The 22048-nt window shown below is 62.8% G+C and carries 19 protein-coding genes; 11 read left to right on the plus strand and 8 right to left on the minus strand.

The features are described 5' to 3' along the window. The first annotated feature begins 2 nt into the window (after nt 1-2). Genes KG698_RS00580 through kynU form a run of 4 tightly spaced genes read left to right on the plus strand, consistent with a single transcriptional unit; the run spans nt 3 to nt 4171 of the window. The gene (locus KG698_RS00580; protein ID WP_213683633.1) at nt 3-1217 is read left to right on the plus strand and encodes a metal ABC transporter permease; all 1215 of its coding nucleotides are present in this window, start codon (nt 3-5) and stop codon (nt 1215-1217) included. After that, on the plus strand, nt 1217-2137 hold the full coding sequence (locus KG698_RS00585) for a metal ABC transporter permease (RefSeq protein WP_213683634.1): 921 nt from the start codon (nt 1217-1219) through the stop codon (nt 2135-2137). Before KG698_RS00580 ends, KG698_RS00585 begins: the two co-directional genes overlap by 1 nt. Before the next feature lie 19 nt (nt 2138-2156). Next, nucleotides 2157-2987, plus strand: a complete 831-nt coding sequence (locus KG698_RS00590; RefSeq protein ID WP_213683635.1) for a tryptophan 2,3-dioxygenase family protein — start codon at nt 2157-2159, stop codon at nt 2985-2987. Next, entirely contained in the window at nt 2984-4171 is a 1188-nt protein-coding gene (gene kynU, locus KG698_RS00595; protein ID WP_213683636.1) for a kynureninase, read from the plus strand. Before KG698_RS00590 ends, kynU begins: the two co-directional genes overlap by 4 nt. A 9-nt stretch (nt 4172-4180) precedes the next feature. On the opposite strand, the gene KG698_RS00600 is transcribed toward kynU, so the two are convergent. From KG698_RS00600 to KG698_RS00610, 3 genes are read right to left on the minus strand one after another with little or no spacing between them, the layout of a single operon-like run. Next, nucleotides 4181-5674 (minus strand): TRAP transporter large permease, encoded by a 1494-nt coding sequence (locus KG698_RS00600; RefSeq protein ID WP_213683637.1) that lies wholly within the window; start codon nt 5672-5674, stop codon nt 4181-4183. Next, nucleotides 5671-6315, minus strand: a complete 645-nt coding sequence (locus KG698_RS00605; RefSeq protein WP_367114009.1) for a TRAP transporter small permease — start codon at nt 6313-6315, stop codon at nt 5671-5673. Before KG698_RS00605 ends, KG698_RS00600 begins: the two co-directional genes overlap by 4 nt. Nucleotides 6316-6327: 12 nt before the next feature. Further along, complete coding sequence (locus KG698_RS00610; protein WP_213683638.1) at nt 6328-7371, minus strand: TRAP transporter substrate-binding protein; 1044 nt, start codon at nt 7369-7371, stop codon at nt 6328-6330. A 166-nt stretch (nt 7372-7537) separates the two neighbouring features. Between KG698_RS00610 and KG698_RS00615 the strand changes: the two genes are divergently transcribed. Both KG698_RS00615 and KG698_RS00620 read left to right on the plus strand, forming a co-directional pair. Next, complete coding sequence (locus KG698_RS00615) at nt 7538-8464, plus strand: sugar kinase (protein WP_213683639.1); 927 nt, start codon at nt 7538-7540, stop codon at nt 8462-8464. A 72-nt stretch (nt 8465-8536) separates the two neighbouring features. Beyond that, a complete protein-coding gene (locus KG698_RS00620) occupies nt 8537-10324 on the plus strand; it encodes a gamma-glutamyltransferase family protein (protein ID WP_213683640.1) in 1788 nt (595 codons plus the stop codon). A 6-nt stretch (nt 10325-10330) separates the two neighbouring features. On the opposite strand, the gene KG698_RS00625 is transcribed toward KG698_RS00620, so the two are convergent. Continuing rightward, nucleotides 10331-11824: a sensor histidine kinase gene (locus KG698_RS00625; protein ID WP_213683641.1), complete on the minus strand. Its 1494-nt coding sequence runs from the start codon at nt 11822-11824 to the stop codon at nt 10331-10333. Then, complete coding sequence (locus tag KG698_RS00630; protein ID WP_213683642.1) at nt 11821-12498, minus strand: response regulator transcription factor; 678 nt, start codon at nt 12496-12498, stop codon at nt 11821-11823. The genes KG698_RS00625 and KG698_RS00630 overlap by 4 nt, the downstream gene beginning before the upstream one ends. A 206-nt stretch (nt 12499-12704) precedes the next feature. On the opposite strand from KG698_RS00630, the gene KG698_RS00635 reads away from it, so the two are divergent. The 5 genes from KG698_RS00635 (at nt 12705) to KG698_RS00655 (ending at nt 19498) form a co-directional block, all read left to right on the plus strand. Beyond that, nucleotides 12705-13799: a tricarboxylate transporter gene (locus tag KG698_RS00635; protein WP_213683643.1), complete on the plus strand. Its 1095-nt coding sequence runs from the start codon at nt 12705-12707 to the stop codon at nt 13797-13799. Nucleotides 13800-13940: 141 nt separating this feature from the next. After that, nucleotides 13941-15956, plus strand: coding sequence for a tripartite tricarboxylate transporter permease (locus KG698_RS00640; protein WP_213683644.1), 2016 nt, complete (start codon nt 13941-13943; stop codon nt 15954-15956). Between the two features lie 9 nt (nt 15957-15965). Continuing rightward, nucleotides 15966-17066 (plus strand): 4-oxalomesaconate tautomerase, encoded by a 1101-nt coding sequence (locus KG698_RS00645; protein ID WP_213683645.1) that lies wholly within the window; start codon nt 15966-15968, stop codon nt 17064-17066. Nucleotides 17067-17074: 8 nt separating this feature from the next. Next, nucleotides 17075-18724: a thiamine pyrophosphate-dependent enzyme gene (locus tag KG698_RS00650; RefSeq protein WP_213683646.1), complete on the plus strand. Its 1650-nt coding sequence runs from the start codon at nt 17075-17077 to the stop codon at nt 18722-18724. A 24-nt stretch (nt 18725-18748) separates the two neighbouring features. Then, entirely contained in the window at nt 18749-19498 is a 750-nt protein-coding gene (locus tag KG698_RS00655; RefSeq protein ID WP_213683647.1) for a TSUP family transporter, read from the plus strand. On the opposite strand, the gene KG698_RS00660 is transcribed toward KG698_RS00655, so the two are convergent. From KG698_RS00660 to KG698_RS00670, 3 genes are read right to left on the minus strand one after another with little or no spacing between them, the layout of a single operon-like run. Beyond that, nucleotides 19480-20559 carry a 4-oxalomesaconate tautomerase gene (locus tag KG698_RS00660; protein WP_213683648.1) on the minus strand — a complete coding sequence of 360 codons (1080 nt, stop codon included), beginning with the start codon at nt 20557-20559 and terminating at the stop codon, nt 19480-19482. The two genes, KG698_RS00655 and KG698_RS00660, sit on opposite strands and share 19 nt — an antisense overlap. After that, a complete protein-coding gene (locus KG698_RS00665; RefSeq protein WP_213683649.1) occupies nt 20552-21226 on the minus strand; it encodes a 4-carboxy-4-hydroxy-2-oxoadipate aldolase/oxaloacetate decarboxylase in 675 nt (224 codons plus the stop codon). The genes KG698_RS00660 and KG698_RS00665 overlap by 8 nt, the downstream gene beginning before the upstream one ends. Next, a complete protein-coding gene (locus KG698_RS00670; protein WP_213683650.1) occupies nt 21223-21954 on the minus strand; it encodes a PIG-L deacetylase family protein in 732 nt (243 codons plus the stop codon). Before KG698_RS00670 ends, KG698_RS00665 begins: the two co-directional genes overlap by 4 nt. Nucleotides 21955-22048: the final 94 nt, after the last annotated feature.

A 22048-nucleotide genomic window follows, 5' to 3' on the forward strand; every position in this document is an offset into this window, starting at 1 on the left:
GCATGGCGGGATTTCTTGACGCGGTGTTGTTGCAAGCGGGCTATAACGCGGCGCTGGTGACGATTGGCGCCACGTTGCTTGGCATTGCGGCTGGCACGTCCGGGACATTCTTGTTCTTGCGCAAACGCGCGCTTGTCTCGGATGCCATGGCGCATGCAACCTTGCCGGGGATCGCCTTGGCCTTTCTTGTGATGGTGGGGTTTGGCGGCGATGGGCGCAATCTGGCCGGGCTTTTGCTCGGTGCGGGGGCAAGCGCGCTGATCGGGCTATACCTTGTCGATTGGATCGTGCGGCACACAAGGCTGGCCGAAGATGCGGCGATTGGGGCCGTCTTGTCGGTGTTTTTCGGCTTTGGCGTGGTGCTTTTGACGGTGATCCAGTCGCTTGACCGGGGGCGTCAAGCAGGGCTTGAGGATTTCTTGCTCGGTGCCACCGCAGGCATGCTGATGCAAGATGCCGTGCTGATCGCTGTGGGTGGCGCTTTGGTTGTGGCATTGATCGTGATCTTGCGGCGGCCCATGACGCTGGTGGCTTTCGACCCCGGCCATGCGGCGGCGCTGGGGCTGCCGGTAGGGCGGATCGATCTGGCGATGATGGGGCTGGTCTTGGCGATTACGGTGATTGGGCTGACCTTGGTCGGGCTGATTTTGATCATCGCGCTTTTGATTATCCCGCCTGTGACCGCGCGGTTCTGGACCGACCGGGTCGCGCGGATGTTGCTGATTGCGGGCTGTGTCGGCGGGGCCGCGGGCTATCTTGGCGCGGCCCTATCGGCGACGGCCCCCGATTTGCCCACGGGGCCGATCATCGTGTTGATCGCTGCGGGGCTATTCACCCTGTCGCTGTTTTTCGCGCCGCGCCGTGGGGTATTGGCGGCCGTTTTGGCGCGGCGGCGCTTTCAGGCGCGGGTGCATTGGCGCCAAGGGCTGTTGTCGCTGGCGCGCGCGGAACCGATCCATGATCCGCTGACGCTACGCATCTTGCGCGCGGCGGGGGCCATCCGCCCCGATGGGGTTGCCACCGACAAGGGGCGGGCGCTGGCAGCCAAATCGCTGCGCGATGAACGCCGCTGGGATATCGCGCGCGCGATCCATCAGGATACGGCGTTGACCGGGCGCTATGACGGGCTGACCCCGATTGAAGAGGTGTTCACCGCCGACCAAATCGCCGATTTTGACGCGCGGATCGGCGCGCCCCAACCGGTGGGGGCCGCGTGATGGGGGCGGAATTCGTGCAATTCTCGCTTACGCCGATGCTGATCGGGGTTTTGGCCGCGATCGCCTGTGCGCTGCCCGGCAATTTCTTGATCTTGCGCCGGCAAGCTTTGATCGGTGACGCGATTTCCCATGTGGTTTTGCCGGGCATTGTCGTGGCCTTTTTGGTCACGGGAACGGTGGCGACCATGCCGATGCTGATCGGGGCGGGGGGGGCGGCGCTGGTGGCCGTGGTGTTGATCGAGGCGATCCGCCGCCTTGGCCGGATCGAGCCGGGGGCCGCGATGGGCGTGGTCTTTACTGCACTTTTCGCGGGCGGTGTGCTTTTGCTTGAGCAATCCGACACAAGCCGGGTGCATCTTGATGTGGATCACGCGCTCATGGGCAATCTGGAGACGCTGATCTGGCTACGCGCAAGCGGTTGGGCAAGCGTGATCGACCCTGTGGCACTTGCCCATCTGCCGCCCGAATTGCCGCGCATCGCTATTGTGGCGGCGTTGATGGCAGCACTGACGGTAATCTTTTGGCGGCCCCTGAAGCTTGCAACCTTTGACGAGGGGTTTGCCCGCGCCATCGGCCTGCCGGTCTCGGCCATCGGTCTGGCGCTGGTGATTGCCGCCGCCGTTGCCGCCGTGGCGGCCTTTGATGCGGTGGGATCGATTATCGTGATCGCGATGTTCATCTGCCCGCCCGCAACCGCGCGGCTGATGACCGACCGGCTTGCGACACAGGTTTGGCTTTCGCTCGCCGTCGCTGCGGTTTCGGCAATCCTTGGCTATGTGCTGGCGGGCTATGGGCCGATCTGGCTGGGTTTTGACAGCTCGGTCAGCGCGGCGGGCATGATTGCTACGATATCCGGCGTGATGCTGGCCATCGCTTGCCTTTGGGGGCGCGCGCGGGGCAGGGTGACACCTGTCGCGTGACCCTGACCGAAAGCTTGCCATGACCGATGCCTATGATCCCGCCAAAGACGGTGCCACCATGTCCTATGCGCGCGAGATGAGCTATGGCGACTACCTCGCGCTGGATGGGCTGCTTGATGGGCAAAAGCCGCTTTCCGATGCGCATGATGAAATGCTGTTTATCATCCAGCACCAGACATCTGAACTGTGGATGCGATTGGCGATTCACGAGTTGACCGCCGCGCGCGCGGGGCTTGCGGCGGGCGACGTGCGCGCCGTGTTCAAGATGCTGACCCGCGTGGCGCGTATTTTTGAACAGCTCAATGGCGCATGGGATGTGCTGCGCACCATGACGCCCTCGGAATACAGCGATTTTCGCGATGATCTGGGGAAATCTTCGGGGTTTCAATCGCACCAGTATCGCCGGATCGAGTTTATGCTGGGCAATCGCAACCAAGCCATGCTCAAGGTGCATGAACACCGCCCCGCGCTGCATGCAGCCTTGCTGGCCGAGCTGGGTCAACAATCGCTCTACCATGTGGCGCTTGACCAGCTTGGGGCCGCGCTTGGCCAAGATTTCAGCGCGTCTTACCAGTTGACCGCACCCCATAGCGCCCAAGAGGCGATCCGCGATGCATGGGCGCGGGTCTACCGCGACCCACAGGCGCATTGGGCGCTTTACGAGCTTGCCGAAAAGCTCGTCGATCTTGAGGATTACTTTCGCCGCTGGCGCTTTAACCATGTCACCACGGTCGAACGCATCATCGGCTTCAAACGCGGCACGGGGGGCACATCGGGGGTGCAATATCTGCGCCGCATGCTCGAGGTGGAGCTTTTCCCCGAGCTTTGGCAAGTCAGGGGGCAATTATGAGCATCTTGCGCAAACATCTGTTCGATCTGCCCGAGGGGGTGATCTATCTCGACGGCAATTCGCTGGGGCCTCTGCCCAAATCCGTGCCCGCCCGCGTGGCGCAGGCGGTGACGGGGCAATGGGGCGCGCATCTGATCAAGGGCTGGAATATCGATGGCTGGATGGCCCAGCCCTCGCAAGTGGGCGACCGGGTGGGGCGTCTGATTGGGGCCGCACCCGGATCGGTGGTGATGGGCGACACACTCTCGATCAAGGTCTATCAGGCGTTGTCTGCGGCCCTGCAAATGCGGCCCGACCGGCGGGTGATCTTGTCCGACAGCGGCAATTTCCCGACTGATCTCTATATGGCCGAGGGGTTGATCCGCCATTTGGGTGGCACCCACCGCTTGCATACTGTCAGCCCCGAGGCGGTGATGGCCAACATCACCAACGAGGTGGCCGCCGTCATGCTGACCCAAGTCGATTACCGCACGGGGCGGCTGCATGATATGGCGGCGATCACCAAAGCGGCCCATGCCGCGGGTGCCGTGATGATCTGGGATCTGGCCCATAGCGCCGGGGCGCTGCCCGTCGATCTGGCCGGATCAGGCGCGGAATTCGCCGTGGGATGCAGCTATAAATACCTCAACGGCGGCCCCGGCGCGCCCGCGTTTATCTATGTGCGCCCCGATATCGCGGACCGGATCGACCCGGCGCTGGCGGGCTGGTTGGGCCATGCCGCCCCCTTTGCCTTCGATCTTGATTACCGCCCCGCACCGGGGGTAGAGCGGATGCGCGTGGGCACCCCGCCCGTGTTGCAGATGACAGCGCTCGATGCCGCCCTTGATGTTTGGGAGGGGGTGGATATGGCCGCGCTGCGCGAAGCCTCCATCGCGCTTTCTGACCGCTTCATCGCAGAGGTAGAGGCGCGCTGCCCCGATCTGGTCTTGGCCAGCCCCCGCGACGCGCAGCAGCGCGGCAGCCAAGTTTCGTTCCATTTTGCCCATGGTTATGCCGCGATGCAGGCTTTGATCGCCCATGGCGTGATCGGCGATTTCCGCGCGCCCGATATCATGCGCTTTGGCTTTACCCCGCTTTATATCGATGCGGGCGATGTCACCCGTGCCGCCGAAATCCTTGCGCGGATCATCGGCGAAAGGCTGTGGGACAACCCCGCCTATCACGCCCGCCAAGCCGTGACCTGAACTGCGGCCCTAGCGCAGCAAGAACAAGGTGATCCCCGGAAAGGCCACAAGGATCGCGACGCGGATCAGGTCGGATGTCACAAACCACATCACCGCGCGATAGGTGGCGGTGATCGGCGTCGCGCGGTCAAGCGCGTTGATGATGAACAGGTTCATCCCCACAGGCGGGGTGATCAGCCCCACCTCGACCACGATCAAGACCAAGATCCCGAACCAGATCGCGGTGAGGGTGGTGTTGAAATCGGCATGCATAGCTTGCGTCACCGGGCGAAGGCCCAGCGCGCGGAACTCGTCGCGCGCCAGCGGCACGCCCTCGGCCAGTTTGGTCTGCGCGGCGGCCAAAAGATCGGGGGCCATCGCCACGCCATCCGCGATCCCTTGGGCCAGCCTTGCCGCTTGCATGTCAAGAAGCGAGATGAGCCCGAAATCCAGCCCCGCCATCACCGGCCAAAAGATCGGGATGGTCAAAAGGATCATCGACAGGCTGTCCATCAAACAGCCCATCAAAAGGTAGAAGACCAAGATCAAGATCAGCACGGTCAATGGCGCATAGCCTTGGCTGACCACCCAAAGCGACAATTCCTGCGGCATTTGGGTGAGTGCCAAAAAGGAATTATAAAGTTTCGCGCCCAAGATGATGAAAAAGATCATCGCGCTCGAAATCGCGGTGGCGATAATGCTTTGCTGGAAAAGCGCCCATGTCATGTTGCCCCGCACAAGCGCCAATAGACCGGTGCCAGCGGCCCCCACCGCCGCCCCTTCGGTCGGTGTGAACCAGCCCGCGTAGATGCCGCCGACCACAAGGCCAAAGACCGCGATCACCGGCCAGATCTCGACCAACGCGCGCAACCGCTCAGCATAGGGCACGCGCGCTTTGACCCCTGCGCTGGTGGGGTTGACGCGCACATAGATGGCGATGGTCAGCATATAGCCGATAGCAGCCAGTATCCCCGGCACAAAGGCCGCCAAGAACAGCGAGGCGATGTTTTGCTCGGTCAAGATCGCATAGATCACCAAGATCACCGATGGCGGGATCAAGATGCCGAGCGTGCCGCCCGCCGCCAGCGTGGCGGTCGCAAACCCGCCCGAATAGCCGTAGCGCCGTAGTTCGGGCAGCGCCACGCGCCCCATGGTGGCCGCCGTCGCCAGCGATGAGCCGCAGATCGCCCCAAACCCCGCACAAGCCCCGACCGAGGCCATGGCGACGCCCCCCTTACGATGGCCAAGCCAGCCTTCGGCCGCGCGAAACAGCGATGTGGACATCCCCGACAGCGTCGCGAATTGCCCCATCAGCAAAAACATCGGGATGATCGACAGCGAATAGCTGGAAAAGGTGGAATAACTCTCGCCCTTGAGCAGGTTCAGCGCCATATCAGGGCTGCCTGTGATCAGCCACAGCCCGCCCATTCCCATCAAAAACATCGCCGCCCCAATCGGCGCGCGCAGAAAGATCAGCGCCAAAAGCACCGGGAAAGACCATAGCCCGATGGCAAAGGCGCTCAAAGCTCTGCCCCTTCGCCCGTCGGCAGATGGGGCTTACCTGTCGGCACCTCGTGCAGGCGCATCAGCGCGCAATAGACCCCAACCAGCCCCGCGACCAAGGCCGCCAGAAAACTCGCCCCATAGGCCCACCACACTGGCATTTGCAGCAAAAAGGTCGTCTGACCGTTATCGAGTTTCTCAAGAAATCCAAGAGAGAGCCGCCAGCCGATCACGATGATGATCGCGGCCAATACCCCTTCCCAGAAGGCGGTCAAGATGCGGTTAAGGCGCGCGGGCAAGGCCGCGGCGATCAGATCGACCCGCGCATGGCCCGCCTTGAGTTGGCAGATCGGTAAAAAGGCGAAAATGGCGAAAGCGATCCCTGCCTCGATCAATTCATAGTCGCCCTTGACCGAGCCGGTATGGGCGGCAAGCCAAAGGCCCAGCGCGCCCAGCATGCCACCATGTCCGACGGTGTTGAGCGCGCGGCCAAGGATACTGATACAGGTCATGCCCACCAACAGGCACAGCACCAACCCGCCAAGCAAGGCCATCACCTGCGCGCTGCGCGTGATCACGATTTGCATGGCAAGCACCTCGCACAGCCTTTGGGCTTCATCGCCCATGGGCGCGATATAGCGGGCGATGGCGGGGCGCGCCACCGCCCTTGGGCTTTAGTTCGCGGGCTGGTTCTCGGCGATCAATGCACGCGCGCGATCAACGAGCGCTGCCCCATCGATGCCCGAGGCGGTCAAATCGGCCACCCATGTCTGGATCGTGGGCGCGGCGGCGGCGCGCCAAGCGGCCACTTGGGTCTCATCAAGCGTGATGATCATGTTGCCCTGATCCTCGGCCATTTCGCGGCCGGGCGCGTCATAGCTTTGCTGCACGCGCCCTGCATTGGCCGAGAATTCCAGCCCGGAATGGGCGTCGATAATGGCGCGTAGATCATCGGGAAGGGCGGCATAGCTTGCGGGGTTCATCGCAAGGATGAAGGTCGCGGCATAAAGCGCCTCGCCGCCGAATTCGGTGTGATAGTCCACCAACTCCGCCACGCGCAGCGATGTCGACACCTCCCATGGGATGACGGTCGCATCGATCACCCCTTGCGATAGCGCCTCGGGCACGGCTGGAACCGGCATGCCAATGGCGGTGGCCCCGAGCGCCGAGAGCATCATGTTCGTCGTGCGCGTCGGCGCGCGAAGCTTGACGCCTGCCAGATCGGCGACATCAGTGATGGGTGTCTTGGAATGGATCACGCCCGGCCCATGAACCCAAAGCCCCAGCACATGCAGATCGGCGAAATCGGTGTCCATCATCGTCTCTTCGGCCAATTGCCAAAAGGCGCGGCTTGCGGCCTCGGCATTGCCGCCTGCGATGATGAAGGGCAGCTCGAACACCTCGGTGCGCGGGAAGCGGCCCGGCGTGTAGCCCGGCAGCGTCCAGACGATATCGACCGTGCCGTCGATGGCTTGGTCGATCAGCTGCGGCGGCGTGCCACCCAACTGCATCGAGGGAAAGCGCGCGATCTCGATCCGCCCGCCTGATGCCGCCTCGATCGCATCGGCCCAGGGATCAAGGATATGGGCAGGCACCGCGGATTGCGGCGGCAAGAATTGATGCAGGCGCAGCGTCACCTCCTGCGCGCAGGCAATCCCCGCACCGAAGGTAAATGCCAAAACCGCGCCGTTAAAGCGCAATGCCACTCTTCTCGCCATGTGCCGATCCCTCCACATGATGGGCGACAATCACGTGCCGCCCGAATCCAGCCGACACTATCCGAGGGGCAGGGCCGCTCCAAGCGATCTTGTGACGGTGCGCGGGGGCCATGGACCTTTGGCCCGACAAGGCGCAAGATCGTGCCAAAGACGCGCGGGGGGCAGCATGGCGCAGATAAAAATCGCATGTATCGGCGAATGCATGGTCGAATTGTCGGCACTTGCCTTTGACGCGGGGCGTGCGCGGCTGGGGGTTGCGGGTGATACGCTCAACACCGCCGTCTATTTGCGGCGCAGCCTGCCCGAAGATACAGGGCAGGTCAGCTATGTCACCGCCTTGGGCGATGATCCGATCTCACACCAGATGGTCGATATCATCGCCGCACATGGGATTGAGACTGGCCTGATCGCGCGCTGCGCAGGGGCGCTGCCGGGGATCTATGCAATCGATCTGACCCCGCAGGGTGAGCGCAGCTTTCACTATTGGCGCAGCGCATCGGCCGCGCGCAGCATGTTTGGCGATGGTGGCATCGCGTTATCGCGGCTGACCGATTTCGGGGTGATTTATCTATCTGGTATCAGCTTGGCGATCTTGCCCGCCGCTGATCGCGACGCGCTAATAGCCCAGCTTGCCGCGCATAAGGCGCAAGGCGGGCAGGTGGTCTTTGACAGCAATTACCGCCCCCGGCTTTGGCCTGATATCGCCACGGCCCAAGCTGCGATGGCCGCGATCTGGAGGGTTTGCACCTGCGCGCTGCCCTCGGCCGATGATGAGGCGGCCCTGTGGGGCGACGCGGATGATGCGGCGATCATCGCGCGGATCGCGGCGGCAGGTGTGCCCGAGATCGCGCTCAAGCGCGGTGCGCGCGGCCCGATCTTATGGTGCGACGGGCGGTTGATCGAAAACAGCTACCCCGCTGCAAAGACCTTGCGCGATACCACGGCTGCGGGCGATGCCTTTAACGGTGCCTATCTCGCCGCAAGGCTGGCGGGGCATGACCCAGAGGTCGCCGCGCGCCGTGGCCATGATCTGGCCTGTCATGTGATTGGCCAGCCCGGTGCCATCGTCGATCTACCGCCTCGCCCGGCCTGATAAAGCGCTTGACGCCCGCGCGCGATCCGCCGCCATTGACCCAGCAAGACCCGCAAGAAACGGAAACATCCCATGACATTCACGACCCGCCCCGAGATCACCGGCACATTCGGGGTTGCCACCTCGACCCATTGGATCGCCTCTGCCGTGGGGATGAAGATCCTTGAACAAGGCGGCAATGCTTTTGATGCCGCCGCCGCCATGGGCTTTGTCCTTCAGGTGGTCGAGCCGCATCTGAACGGCCCCTTGGGCGATATGCCCTTGATGCTGCGCACTGCCGATGCCGATGCGCCGGTGATGATCTGTGGTCAAGGCACGGCACCCGCAGGGGCCACGATCGACCACTATAAATCCGTTGGTTTGACCATCGTGCCGGGGTCCGGCCTATTGGCCACCGTCATTCCCGGCGCGTTCGGCGCATGGATGCTGATGCTGCGCGATCACGGCAGCTTGCCCCTGCGCGAGATTTTGGCGCCTGCGATCTATTATGCGCGCCATGGCCACCCGATCTTGCCGCGTGTGGCCAATACCATCGCAAGCCTGCATGACTTCTTTCGCGATGAATGGCCCACATCCTATGCAACTTGGTTGCCGGGGGGCGTGGCCCCGGTTGCGGGGCGGTTGTTCAAAAACCCCGATCTGGCCGATACATGGGAGCGTGTCTTGGCCGAGGCTGAGGCCGCGCAAGGCCATGCCGCCCAGATCGAGGCCGCGCGCCGCGCATTCTACGAGGGATTTATCGCCGAAGGGATCGACGACTACCTGCGCGAGGCTTGCGTCATGGATGCCGAGGGCGCGCGCCGCAAGGGCGTGTTGACCGGCCAAGACATGGCTGATTGGCAGGCGAGTTATGAGGCACCGCTCAGTGTCGATTACCACGGCTGGCGCGTCTGGAAGCCCGGCGTCTGGACCCAAGGGCCGACATTGCTGCAATCGCTGATGACGCTCTCGGGCTTTGACATCGGCGCGATGGACCCGCGCGGGGCCGATTTCGTCCATCATGTGACCGAGGCGATGAAGCTATCATTCGCCGACCGCGAGGCCTATTACGGCGATCCGGCTTTTGCCGATATCCCGGTCGAGACGCTGCTCTCACGCGATTACGCCGCAACGCGCAGCCCACTTGTCGGCCCCAAAGCCTCGCGCTTGCAGCGCCCCGGCCATATCGCGGGATACGAGGCATGGGCCAAGGCCGCGATCGCGCGGGCGGGCCAAGACCACGCCGAAGGGCCGGGGATGGGCGCAGGCGAGCCGACGATGGCGCATCTGACCGAAAAGCGCGGCGATACCGTGCATATCGATGTGATCGATCAATGGGGCAACATGGTCTCGACCACGCCCTCGGGGGGCTGGCTGCAATCCTCGCCGATCATTCCGGGGCTAGGGATGCCGCTCAATAGCCGGGCGCAGATGTTCTGGCTGGAAGAGGGGCTTGCCACCTCGCTGGCGCCCGGACGGCGGCCGCGCACGACGCTCTCGCCCTCGATGGCCGAGACTGATGGGCGCAAGCTGGCCTTCGGCACGCCCGGCGGCGATCAGCAAGACCAGTGGCAACTGATCTTGTTCCTGCGGCTGGTGCATGGGGGCATGAACCTGCAAGAGGGGATCGATGCGCCCCTGTTTCACACGGCGCATTTCCAATCCTCCTTCTATCCGCGCGGCACAAAGCCCGGTCATCTGATGGTCGAGCCTGCATTTGGTGAGGCCGTGCTGGCCGATCTGCGCGCGCGCGGCCATGATCTGGAGGTGTCCGAGCCTTGGGCCGTGGGGCGTCTAACCGCCGCCTCGCGCGATGATGATGGCATGCTCAAGGCCGCCGCCACACCGCGCCTGATGCAAGCCTATGCCATCGGTCGGTAAGTTCGCTTAAGGCGCGATGGCGGGGCTTGATGGCCCTAAGACGCGCGCAGGGGCGGCATTGCCGTTGCCGGCCAACGCCATGCTGGGCTGCTGGCTTTCATCGGCCAGCGGCAGGCGCATTGTGACCTGAAGCCCGGCGCGCGATGCGGCGCTTGGGGCGATGTCAAGCTGGCCGCCATGTGTCGCGACGACGGCGGCGGTGATCGATAGGCCAAGCCCCGATCCTTCGGTGGTGCCAACTTGCCCAAAGCGCGCAAGGGCCAGCGGCACCTCGTCAGGGCTAAGGCCACGGCCATCATCGCGCACGCTCAGCTGCGCATGGCCATCCATGACCGCCAATCCGATGTTGATATGCCGCAGATTTGGTCCGCCATGGCGCAGCGCATTGTCGATCAGGTTCAACACCGCTTCGCGCAGCATCAAGCGATCGGCCATGACCACGGCCTGTGCCTTTCCCAGATCCAGCACCAGATCGACCGCTTGCGCCACAGCCCGCGCTTGCTGATCGCGCGCGATCTCGGTCAGCAATGCGCCAAGCGCGACCCTTTCGCGGGCCTGTCCTGCCGCACTCGCGCGCTCGAGCGTCAGTAACCTGTTGGCCAAATCGCGCACTTGTCGGGCTGAGCTCAGCAATTCACCCGCCCGCGCGCGGGTATCTTCGGGGGTGGGGGCGCGGCGCACCGCCTCGGCCATGGCCAAGACGCCCGCGATTGGGTTGCGCAGTTGATGGGCGGCGTTCGACACGAAACTGGCCTGGGCTTGGATCGTCGCCTCGACCTGTTCGAACAGCGCGTTGAGCCGCAGCACAAGCCCGCGCGCCTCAGGCGGTACACGCCGCCGGATCGGGCTGAGGTCATCTGAATTACGCCGCGAAATCGCATCTTCAAGATCAAGCAGCGGCCGCAGACCCAGATTAACCCCGAACCACACCACCAATGCCACAGTGCCGATCAGCACGCCCATCACCACCATGACCTGCCAGGCCAGATCGCGCGCCAAGGCGTCAAGAACCGCGCGCTCTTGCCAGACGGTATAGGTATAGGTGCCTGAAATGCCACTGACCGTATTGACCTGTCGCAGGCGCAGCGCGCGCACCGGGCTGCCAAAATAGGTGGAATCGTAAAAGCCGTAAAACGCGTCGCCAATGGCCGCGACCGCCTCGGGCGGGCGGGCCGGGGGGGTCGCATAGCCCGTTACATAAACGCCTGAGGGCGCGAAAGCATGGTAATAGACCTGACCGCCGGATGTGTCATTCAACAGATCGCGCGTCTCAAGCGACAGCGCGTCACCGCCCGAGCGCGCCACATCGGCGGCGATGGCAAGCCCGGTGCTGAGTAGTGAGCGGTCAAAGAGCCCCTCGGCCTTTTGGCGGGTATAGTCGAGCTGCCAGATACCCAAGGCCAGCGCGATCAACAACAATGGCACCAAGATGATCGCCGTGAGCCTGACCCGAAGCGACGTCGCGGGTTTTGCAATCTGATAGGATTGCCGGGTGATCATGCGCTTTTCCCCAAAACCACAAGCGCATAGCCAAGGCCGCGCGCCACGCGAATTTCCAGCCCGTAGGGTTTCAGCCGCTTGCGTAACCGCGAGATATGCACCTCGATCGCGCTCTCCTCGATATCGGCACCAGTGCCGTAAAGATGGTCGATCAGATCGCTCTTGCTGACGGTGCGGCCCTGCGCGCTCATCAAAATCTCCATCACGCTGACCTCGCGCCTTGGCAGCGCAAGGGGGATGCCCGCGCCGCTGACCTCGCGCGCATCGAGATCAAGGATAACATCGCCTGCAGTGATCTTGCGCCGCAGCGGGTTGGGCTGACGCCGGGCGAGCGCGCGGACGCGCGCCTCCAACTCGTCCATCTCGAAGGGTTTGACGAGATAATCATCCGCCCCCGCATCAAGCCCGCGCACCCGGTCATGGGTTTCGGCGCGTGCTGTCAGCAAGAGCACGGGCCGCCCATCGCCACGTTGGCGCATCGCGCGCAGGATCGACAGACCATCAAGCCCCGGCAAGCTGATATCAAGAATGACCAGATCGCCGCCACCCATGCGCAAATGCTGATCAGCCGCCAACCCATCCGAGATTACATCGACCGAATGGCCCAAATCCTCCATCCGGTAACAGATGCCCTTGGCGACGCTGTCATGGTCTTCGACCAAAACGATCCGCATGGCTGGTCTCTCCCCTTGGTTTAATCAGCCTGTGTTGCACGCTCTTTGGAGCGATGCCCCATAAATCCGTTGCAAGCGATAAAAAAGGCGCTCACGTAAGCTTGGCGAAAGCTTCGCAAGTCAAGAACACCACATCAAGGGTGGTAAAACGCCTTGAATTTTGCCGTGTGACCCAGAATGAGCCGCACGGACCTAGGGAGGAAGACATGACCAAAATCAATACACCGCGCGTCAGCGCGGCAATTCTTGCGGCCTCTGCCGCAGCTTTCAGCTTTGCTGCCCCCGTCGCGGCACAGGATTTGGCGGGCAAAACCGTCGAGTTCGTGATCCCCTTCTCAGAATCGGGTGGCTCGGCGCGTTGGGCGAACTTCTTTGCGCCGCTCCTGGCCGAAGCGCTGCCTGGCAATCCGACCGCGATCGTAGGCTACCGTCCCGGCGGCGGCTCGACCACGGGCGCCAACTGGTTCCAGGAACAGACCACCGCCGATGGCACGCTGATCTTCGGCACCTCGGGCTCGACCCAGTTCCCCTATCTCTTGGGCGATCCGCGCGTGCGTTATGAATACCGTGATTGGCAGCCGGTTCTGGCATCCGGCACGGGCGGCGTCGTTTACCTGCCCGGCGATCTGGGCGCGCGTTTCGATGGTGATATGGATGATCTGCAGGGTGAGTTCTTCATCTTCGGCAGCCAAGGTGCCACCACGCTCGACCTCGTGCCGCTTTTGGCCTTCAAGATGCTTGGCCTTCAGGTCGAGCCCGTCTTCGGGATCGAGGGTCGCGGCGACGGCCGCCTGATGTTCGAACGCGGCGAGGCCAATATCGATTACCAAACCTCGTCGGCCTATCTCAAGAATGTTGTTCCGCTCGTCGAACAGGGCTTGGCGGTTCCGGTGATGAGCTGGGGCATCTTGGATGACGCGGGCAATGTTGTGCGCGATCCGACCTTCCCCGATATCCCGACTTTCGCCGAGATTTGCGAGGCGACCGCTGGTTGCGAAACCTCGGGCGTGGCTTGGGACGCATGGCGCGCCTTCTTCGTGTCGGGCTTTGCGGCGCAAAAGCTGGTCTATCTGCCCGGCAATGCATCGGCTGACGTTGTTGGCATGTATAGCGACGCCTTTGCAGAGATTCTGGCGCGCCCCGACTTTGCCGCTTTGTCTGAGAGCCAGTTGGGCGTCTATCCCCAGATGATCGGCCCGGCGGCCCGCGTTGCGCACGAGGCGGCGATCACCGTGTCCGATGAAGCGCGTGAATACGTGCTGTCGTGGCTGGCCGAGGCTTACGGCGTCACGATGCAGTAAACCGCTGCACGGGTCCGGCGACAATTTATACGTCGCCGGACCTATTTTCTCTCGCAAGATACGACAAGCCGTGCGTGCCGTGCGGAACAAATAACCACGCGTGTTCGGGCGGCCGATCATGGGTGAGGGGAGGGCGCCGCCATGGATATCTTGACTGTCGCGCTACCGGCGCTGGGTGACGCGTTTTTGACCGTGATCCAGCCTCAGCACATGATGTACATGATTGCGGGGGTGCTTTTGGGCCTGTCGATTGGGGTTCTGCCTGGGCTGGGTGGTATCGCCGGACTGTCGCTTGTTCTGCCCTTCATGTTCGGGATGGACCCGATCTCGGGTCTGGCGCTGATGGTGGGTTTGATCGCGGTGATCCCCACATCCGATACGTTTTCTTCTGTTTTGCTCGGAATTCCCGGCAGTTCGGCCAGCCAAGCCACCGTGCTTGACGGCTTTCCATTAGCGCGCAAGGGCCAGGCGGCGCGCGCGCTGTCCGCGGCCTTTGTCTCATCGCTTTATGGCGGTATTCTGGGGGCCATGGTGTTGACGATGATCATCTTCGTCGCGCGGCCCCTGATCTTGGCCTTCGGCCTGCCCGAGATGCTGATGATCACGATCCTTGGCATGTCGATGGTCGCGATCTTGGCGGGGCGCATCCCGCTCAAGGGTGTGGTCGCGGCTGGTTTGGGCATCTTGGTGGGCACGATCGGTACGGCGCCTGCTGGCGGCTCGCTGCGCATGGCCACTTATGATTTCCCCTATTTGGTCGATGGGTTGCAATTGGTGATCATCGGCCTTGGTATCTACGCGATCCCCGAAGTCGTCTCGCTTTTGCGGCAAGACACATCCATCTCGAAATCAGGCCAATTGGGGGCGGGCTGGTCGCAAGGTCTGCGTGATTGGTGGGCCAATCGGTGGCTTTCGACGAAATGCGCGGGCATCGGTGTGATTGTGGGCGTGATCCCCGGGCTTGGCGGCTCGGTCGTGGATTGGATCGCCTATGGCTACGCGGTCCAAAGCACGAAGGATCGCGACCAGTTTGGCCAAGGCGATATTCGCGGCGTGATCGCGCCCGAAAGCTCCAACAACGCCAAGGAGGGGGGCGGGCTGGTGCCCACGCTCATCTTCGGCATCCCCGGCTCAGGCTCGATGGCGGTTTTCTTGGGCGGCTTGGCGCTTTTGGGCATGTCGCCGGGGCCCGCGATGATCCGGCAAGACCTTGATATCACCTACACCATCGTCTGGTCGCTGGCGTTGGCCAATGTCGTGGGCGCCGGGCTTTGCGTGCTTTTGTCGGGCCAGATCGCGCGGTTGACCACGATCCGCTTCACGCTTTTGGCGCCCTTCTTGTTCATGATGATCGCCTTTGCCGCGTTTCAGTCGCGCATGTCCTTTGGCGATCTGATCGCGCTGGTTTTTGTTGGCGTCATCGGCATTCTGCTTCGCCGCTTCGATTATTCGCGGCCGGCTTTCCTGATCGGCTTTGTTCTGTCGACGCAGGCCGAGCAATTCGTCAATATGGCCACCCAGATCGGTGCAGCCCGTTTCCGGCGCAGTTTCGAGGCGGGGATCGATTACCTCGTCTCACCCATCACGGTGTCGCTGTTGATCCTGACGGTGTTGTCCATCGTGATCGGTATCCGCCAATCCAAGAACATCCGCGAGAATATCACTACCTATACAGGCACCAAGCGCGCGCCGATGCTGTTTTTGGGCGCGATCACGGTTTATGTCGCCATCGCCACCATCGATGCGGCTACGGTGACGCGCTTTGGTGACAAGGTCTTTCCGCTGACAGTCGGCATCGTGACGCTTTTGGGCTGTCTGGCGCTGATGGCGCGGATGATCTTGCGGCCTGAGACGGACGACGTCTTCATCGATATGGAAACCGGCGGCGATGATGGTGAGGCACCTCATTCCCTTTGGGGAACCTTGGCATGGTTCTTTGGGCTGTTGGTGCTAACCGGGCTTTTTGGCTTTATCATCGCTTTGGCGCTGTTTTTCGTGGGCTTCTTCCGGCTTCGCGCGGGGCTGTCTTGGGCAATGGCGCTGGTGTTCGCGTCGGTGGGGCTTGGCTTTATCTTGTTCTTCGCCGATCTCTTGAACCGCGATTTCCCGCCCGGTTTGTTGCAAAGCTATTTCGACCTGCCTTGGCCCTTCACCTGAGACATCAACATGACCAACCCCCTCTACCAAGATGCGATCCCGTTTTTGTTCATGCGCGGCGGCACCTCGCGCGGGCCGTATTTGAACCGTGCCGATCTGCCCCAAGATCGCGACGCGCTGGCGCGCGTTCTTGTGGCCATCGTGGGCGCTGGCCATCCGCAGAATATCGATGGTTTGGGCGGCGGCGTGGCGGTCACGACCAAGGTCGCCATGCTGTCGAAATCCGATGAGCCGGGGATCGATGTGGATTACTTCTTCGGCCAAGTCGCCGTGGAAGAGGCCTTGGTCGATTTCAAACCCACCTGCGGCAATATCCTTGTGGGCGTTGGCCCCGCTGCGCTTGAGATGGGGCTGGTGGAAGCCCAAGATGGCGTGACCACCGTGCGCATCCGCGCGGTCAATACCGGTGCCACGGTCGAGGCGCGTGTGCAAACACCCGGCGGGCGCGTGAGTTATGAGGGGACAACCGCGATTGATGGCGTGCCGGGCACGGCCGCCCCCGTGGGCCTGCAATTTCTGGATGTCGTCGGCTCGTCTTGCGGGGCTTTCTTGCCCACCGGCAAGCCCCGTGATGTGATCGACGGGGTTGAGGTCACATTGATGGATGTGGCCATGCCGATGATGATCGGGCGGGCCGCCGATTTCGGCCTGACCGGGTATGAGACCGCCGAAGAACTCGACGCCAACCGCGACCTTTACGCCAAGATGGAACCCATGCGGCTTGAGGCTGGGCGGCGCATGGGCCTTGGCGATGTGACGAAATCCGTCATGCCCAAGATCGGGCTTTTGTCCGCCCCCCGCCACGGCGGCGCAATCTCGGCGCGCTATTTCATGCCGTGGAATTGCCACCCCTCGATGGCGGTGACGGGCAGCCAATGCCTTGCCGCGTGCACGCTTACCCCCGGCACGGTCGCCGATGGTTTGGGCGTCATCCCCAACGAGGTGCCGGCCTTGATGAAGATCGAGCATCCGATGGGCATCATCGAGGTGACGGTGGATTATGATCAAACCGCCGCGGGCTTTGTGATGAAATCGGCGGGGCTGGTGCGCACCGCGCGGATGATCGCGCGGGGCGAGGTGATGGTGCCCCCCGGTCTTTTGCAAGGCTGAGGCGCAAGATGGGGCTGCACGCCTTCGACATGCTGGCCGATGTGGCCGCACAGGAAAACCCCGGCGCGTGTTTCGCGCTTTTGGGCGATGCCAACATGAACTTTGCCACCCGTCTGGCCGAGGCGGGTTGCCCGATGATCTATGTCCGGCACGAGCATTGCGCGGTGGCCGCTGCGATGGCGCATGCGCGCAAAACGGGCGGCGTGGGCTTTGCCACCGTCACCTGTGGCCCCGGCCTGACACAATTGACCACGGCCCTGCCTGCGGCAGTGCGCGCGCGCATTCCGCTGGTGGTGCTGGCGGGCGAGGCGCCGCTGAAATCGGCATGGTATAACCAGATGATCGATCAGGCGCCTTTTGTCACGGCAACGGGGGCCGCATACCGCGCGTTGCATCATCCCGCCCGTCTTGCCGAGGGGCTGCGCGATGCGTTTCTCGAGGCGCGGATGACGCGCGGCCCGGTGGTGGTTGGCATTCCCTTCGACCTGCAAAACGCGGTCTTGAGCGGGGCTGTGGCATTGCCCGCGCCGTCGGCAAGCCTGATGCCCGTAATCTCGCCCATGCCGCCCAATACCGATGATCTGGCGCGCGTGCTGGCAATTGTGGCAAATGCCGGGCGCGTCGTCGTCATGGCAGGACTTGGCGCGGCAGAGGCGGGGGCAGGGCCGGCATGTGCCGCCTTGGCCGACCGATTGGGCGCGCTCCTCGCCACCACGCTGCCGGCGCGGGGGCTCTTCGCGGGGCATCCCTTCAACCTCAATGTCGCGGGTGGGTTCTCGACCGAAACCGCGCGCGATTGCTTTACCGAGGCGGATTTGATCATCGCGGTCGGCACCTCGCTTAGCCATCACAATGCCGATGGGGGCAAGCTGTGGCCCAAGGCGCGCGTTCTTCAAATCGACACCGAACCTACGACTCTGGCGCAAGGACGGATCGCGGCCCATGACCATCTGCGCGCCGATGCGCGGTTAGGGGTGGAGGCGGTCTTGGCCGCTACGCCCGCGCGGGGCCAAGGCTGGCGGTCTGATGCGCTGGCCCATCGTATTGCAACAGCACCCGCCGACAGTACCCATTTCGCGCCCATCCCCGGCCTGCATGATCCGCGCGATGTGGTGGCGGCTTTGGAAACCCATCTGCCGCAGGGATGGGAGATGGTGAATTCCTCGGGCCATTGTTCCTATTTCGTGGCGCAAATGCCGTCGCGTAGCCAAGAGCGGTTCCTGACGATCCGCGAGTTCGGGGCCATCGGCAATGGTCTGGCCTTTGCCATGGGCGTGGCTGCGGCGCGGCCTGACCAGCCAACGGTGCTGTTTGATGGCGACGGTAGCTTGCTCATGCATGTGCAAGAGTTGGAGACCATCGCGCGGCACGGGTTGAACATCTTGATCGTGGCGCTGAATGATGGGGCTTACGGCTCGGAGATTCACAAGCTCAGGGCCGAGGGGCTGTCGGATGCGGGGGCCGTGTTCGGGCATACCGATCTTGCCGCCATCGCGCGGGGCTTTGGGATCAAGGGCGCGCGGGTGAATGATTTGGCCACTTTGCCGGGGCTGATTGCGGCGTTTGGCACTGATGGGGTTGCGATGCTTTTGGATATCCCGATCTCGGATCAGGTCGCATCCCCGGTCATCCGGCGCGCGCACCCGCCCAAAGCGTGATCTGGCCCGCCATAGGATAGCCCAATGTTTGAACATCTCACCACCTTGCCCGAGGGGCTAAGCCAACTGGCGTTTTGGGTCTTGGTTGTCATGAGCTTTGTGGGCTCCTTCATCACCGCCGCCTTGGGGATCGGGGGCGGTGCACTTTTGCTGGTGTTCATGGCGACATTGATGCCGCCTGCAGCAATCATCCCGGTCCATGGTGTCGTTCAGCTTGGCTCCAATGCGGGCCGCGCGGCAATGCTTTATCGCTATTTGCACCGGCCTGCCTTGGGTGGCTTTGTGCTGGGCTCGGTCATCGGGGCGTCGCTTGGCGGCATGGTGGTGGTCGATCTGCCGCCCAATGCCGTGCAGATCGGCCTTGGTGTTTTCATCATCTGGTCGGTCTTGGCCAAGCCGCCCGCGTGGTTGACGCAGCTGCCGTGGATGGCGGGGGGGATTTCCAGCTTTCTAACCATGTTTTTTGGGGCAACGGGTGTCTTCGTGGCCAATTACACCAAATCCTTTAAGCTTGATCGCCATGCCCATGTGGCGACCCATGCGACCTTGATGACGGTGCAGCACGGGCTGAAGGTGGTGATTTTCGGTTTCTTGGGCTTTGCCTTCGGCGCATGGGCGGGGGTGATCATCGCGTTGATCGTGGCGGGGTTGATCGGCACTTATGCGGGCAAGCTAGTCTTGAACCGCATGACGGATGTGAATTTCAAGCGCGCGCTTGATGTCTTGCTGATCTTGATCTCGCTGCGGCTGATCTATCAGGGCGTGACGGGCTGACGGGCTGGCCCCGGAAAGACCATGCCATCCATCAGCTTGCGCGCGGTACGCAGCGTGCCTGCGGCAGTGATCCTACCCTGATCATCGCGCGTCAGCACCACTTCAGCCGCACCCGTGGGGTGTTCGATGCGAAACACGCCGTCACCGGGCAGGTGCGCGCGCTTTGCGGCAGGCCCTTTGGGCAGCACACAGGCCGCCGCCACGCTCACTGCAGCGAAAACGCCAATGGTGGCGTGGCAGCGATGGGGAATGAAGCTGCGCGTGGAGATCGCGCCGCCCGCCACCGCCGGTGAGACCAGCGTCATCTTGGGCACGCTTTTCAAACTGACATCGCCCAAGCCCATCATCCGCCCCGCGATCAGCCGGATCGCGTCGATCTTTGCTTTGAGGTCGGCATCGGCATCAAGCGCCTCGCGGCTTTCCTGACCCGTCAGCCCAAAATCAGCGGCATCCATCACCACGATGGGCATCCCCATGTCGATCAAGGTACAATCGACGCCTGCGATCTGGTCAACGTCATGGCCCGTGGGCAGCATCACGCCGCCCGTCATCGACCCGGCCAGCCCGGAAAACATCAGCGGAATGGCAGCACTGCTGCCCGGCACGCCGTCGATACGGGCTGTGCCCTCATAGCTGACCACGCCCCCCGGCGTGGCGACATGGGCCACGGACACTTCGCCGGTGTTGACCATATGGATGCTGACGGGTGTTTCATCCGCGCGCGCGGCGACAAGCCCACGCTCGATAGCGGCGGGGCCGACACCGGCCAAGATATTCCCGCAGCCCTGCGCATCGCTGACCAGCGCCTGATCAACGAAAACCTGCAAGAACAGATAATCCACATCGGCATCCGCGCGCGTCGATGGTGACAAGATGGCCACCTTGGAGGTTAGCGGATCGGCCCCCCCGATCCCGTCGATCTGGCGGGCATCTGGGCTGCCCATGATCCTGAGCAAGATATCATCGATCGCCGCGCGGCCTGCGGGCAGATCGCTTGCCAGAAAATAGGCCCCCTTAGAGGTGCCCCCCCGCATCCAAAGGCAGGGGATGCCCTTATTCATAGCGCAGGCCCTTTTTGGCCAAAACCTCGCGCATGGCATAGATATCAAGGCCCAGTTCACCTGCGGCAAGGCGTTGGCGCTTGACCTCTTCGGCGGCGAGCCGCTTCTCGGCTGCGGCCAGCACACCTGCCGCCTCGGTGCAGCGCACAATGCAAACCCCATCATCATCGGCCACGACCACATCGCCGGGCTGAACGGCCGCACCCGCGCAAACGATGGGGATATTCACCGATCCTAGCGTTTCCTTGACCGTGCCTTGCGCGCTGACAGACGTTGACCAGACGGGAAAGCCCATCGCGCGCAAATCGCGCAGATCGCGCACGCCTGCATCGATCACAAGGCCAGCACAGCCCCGTGCCATCGCAGAGGTTGCTAAAAGATCGCCGAAATAGCCATTGTCGCAGGGGCTTGTTGGCGCAAGCACCAAGATATCGCCCGGTTGCAACTGTTCGATGGCGACATGCAGCATCCAATTATCGCCGGGGGGTGCGCTGATTGTCACGGCACTTCCCGCGATGGCGACACCATCCTGAATGGGCCGCATCTTGGCGCCCATCAGCCCCTTGCGTCCCTGCGCCTCATGCACGGTGGCGACACCTGCTTTTGCCAGCCCTGCGATGACCTGCGCATCGGCGCGGGGGATGTTCTGGACCACCACGCCGCTCATAGTGCATCCACCGTGCGCGGGAAGATCGACTGAAACCCTTCGGCATATTTGCAATCGCGCCCGCCCGCTTGACCGCCGGAATTGCGCTTGAAGTGATTGGCGCGTTGCTGGGCCACCCGGGTGTAGTATTCCCACAGATGCGCTTGGCCGTTCATCTGCTCCATCGCGGCGCGCTTTTTGTCCCAAACCGGCGTGATGTCGAGGAACACATCGGGCTTCCAGCCCATCTGTTCGGTCTGGTGCGGCTCGAACAGGTAAAGCTGCGGCGCGCCCAGCACTTTTTGCCCCGGATTATGGCCCCAAGCCTGCGCGATCATCCGTGCCTCAAGCGCGATTTGCGTCATGTACATGTGGTCGGTGTTATAGGGGTCGTATTGGCTATGGCTCATCATCCAGGCGGGCTGCACCCGGCGGATCAGATCGACCAGCGCGTATTTATCCTCGCGCTCCATATGCAGCGGGTAATCGCCCAGATCGAAACAGACAAGCTCATGCACGCCCAGCACATTGGCCGCTGCTTCAGCCTCGGCGCGGCGGATGGCTTTGACTTCATCAAGGGTCTTGCCCTCTTTCCATAGCTTGGCGCTTTCGCCGCGTTCACCGAAGGACAGGCAGGCCACCGTGACGCGGATGCCCATCTGTGCATGCAGCGCGATGGCCCCGCCGCAGCGCCAGACGAAATCAGCAGCATGGGCGGAAATGATGAGTGCGGTTGGTTGGTCGGTCATGATGGTCTGGTGCCCCTTTGCAAGCCATGTCCCATCATCGGGCAGGCGCGTGGCAGTGGCAAATCCGAACCGTGGTTCGCATCATAAGATTTAG

The sequence above is a fragment of the Roseicyclus sp. genome (assembly GCF_018402035.1).
Taxonomy (GTDB): Bacteria; Pseudomonadota; Alphaproteobacteria; order Rhodobacterales; family Rhodobacteraceae; genus Roseicyclus.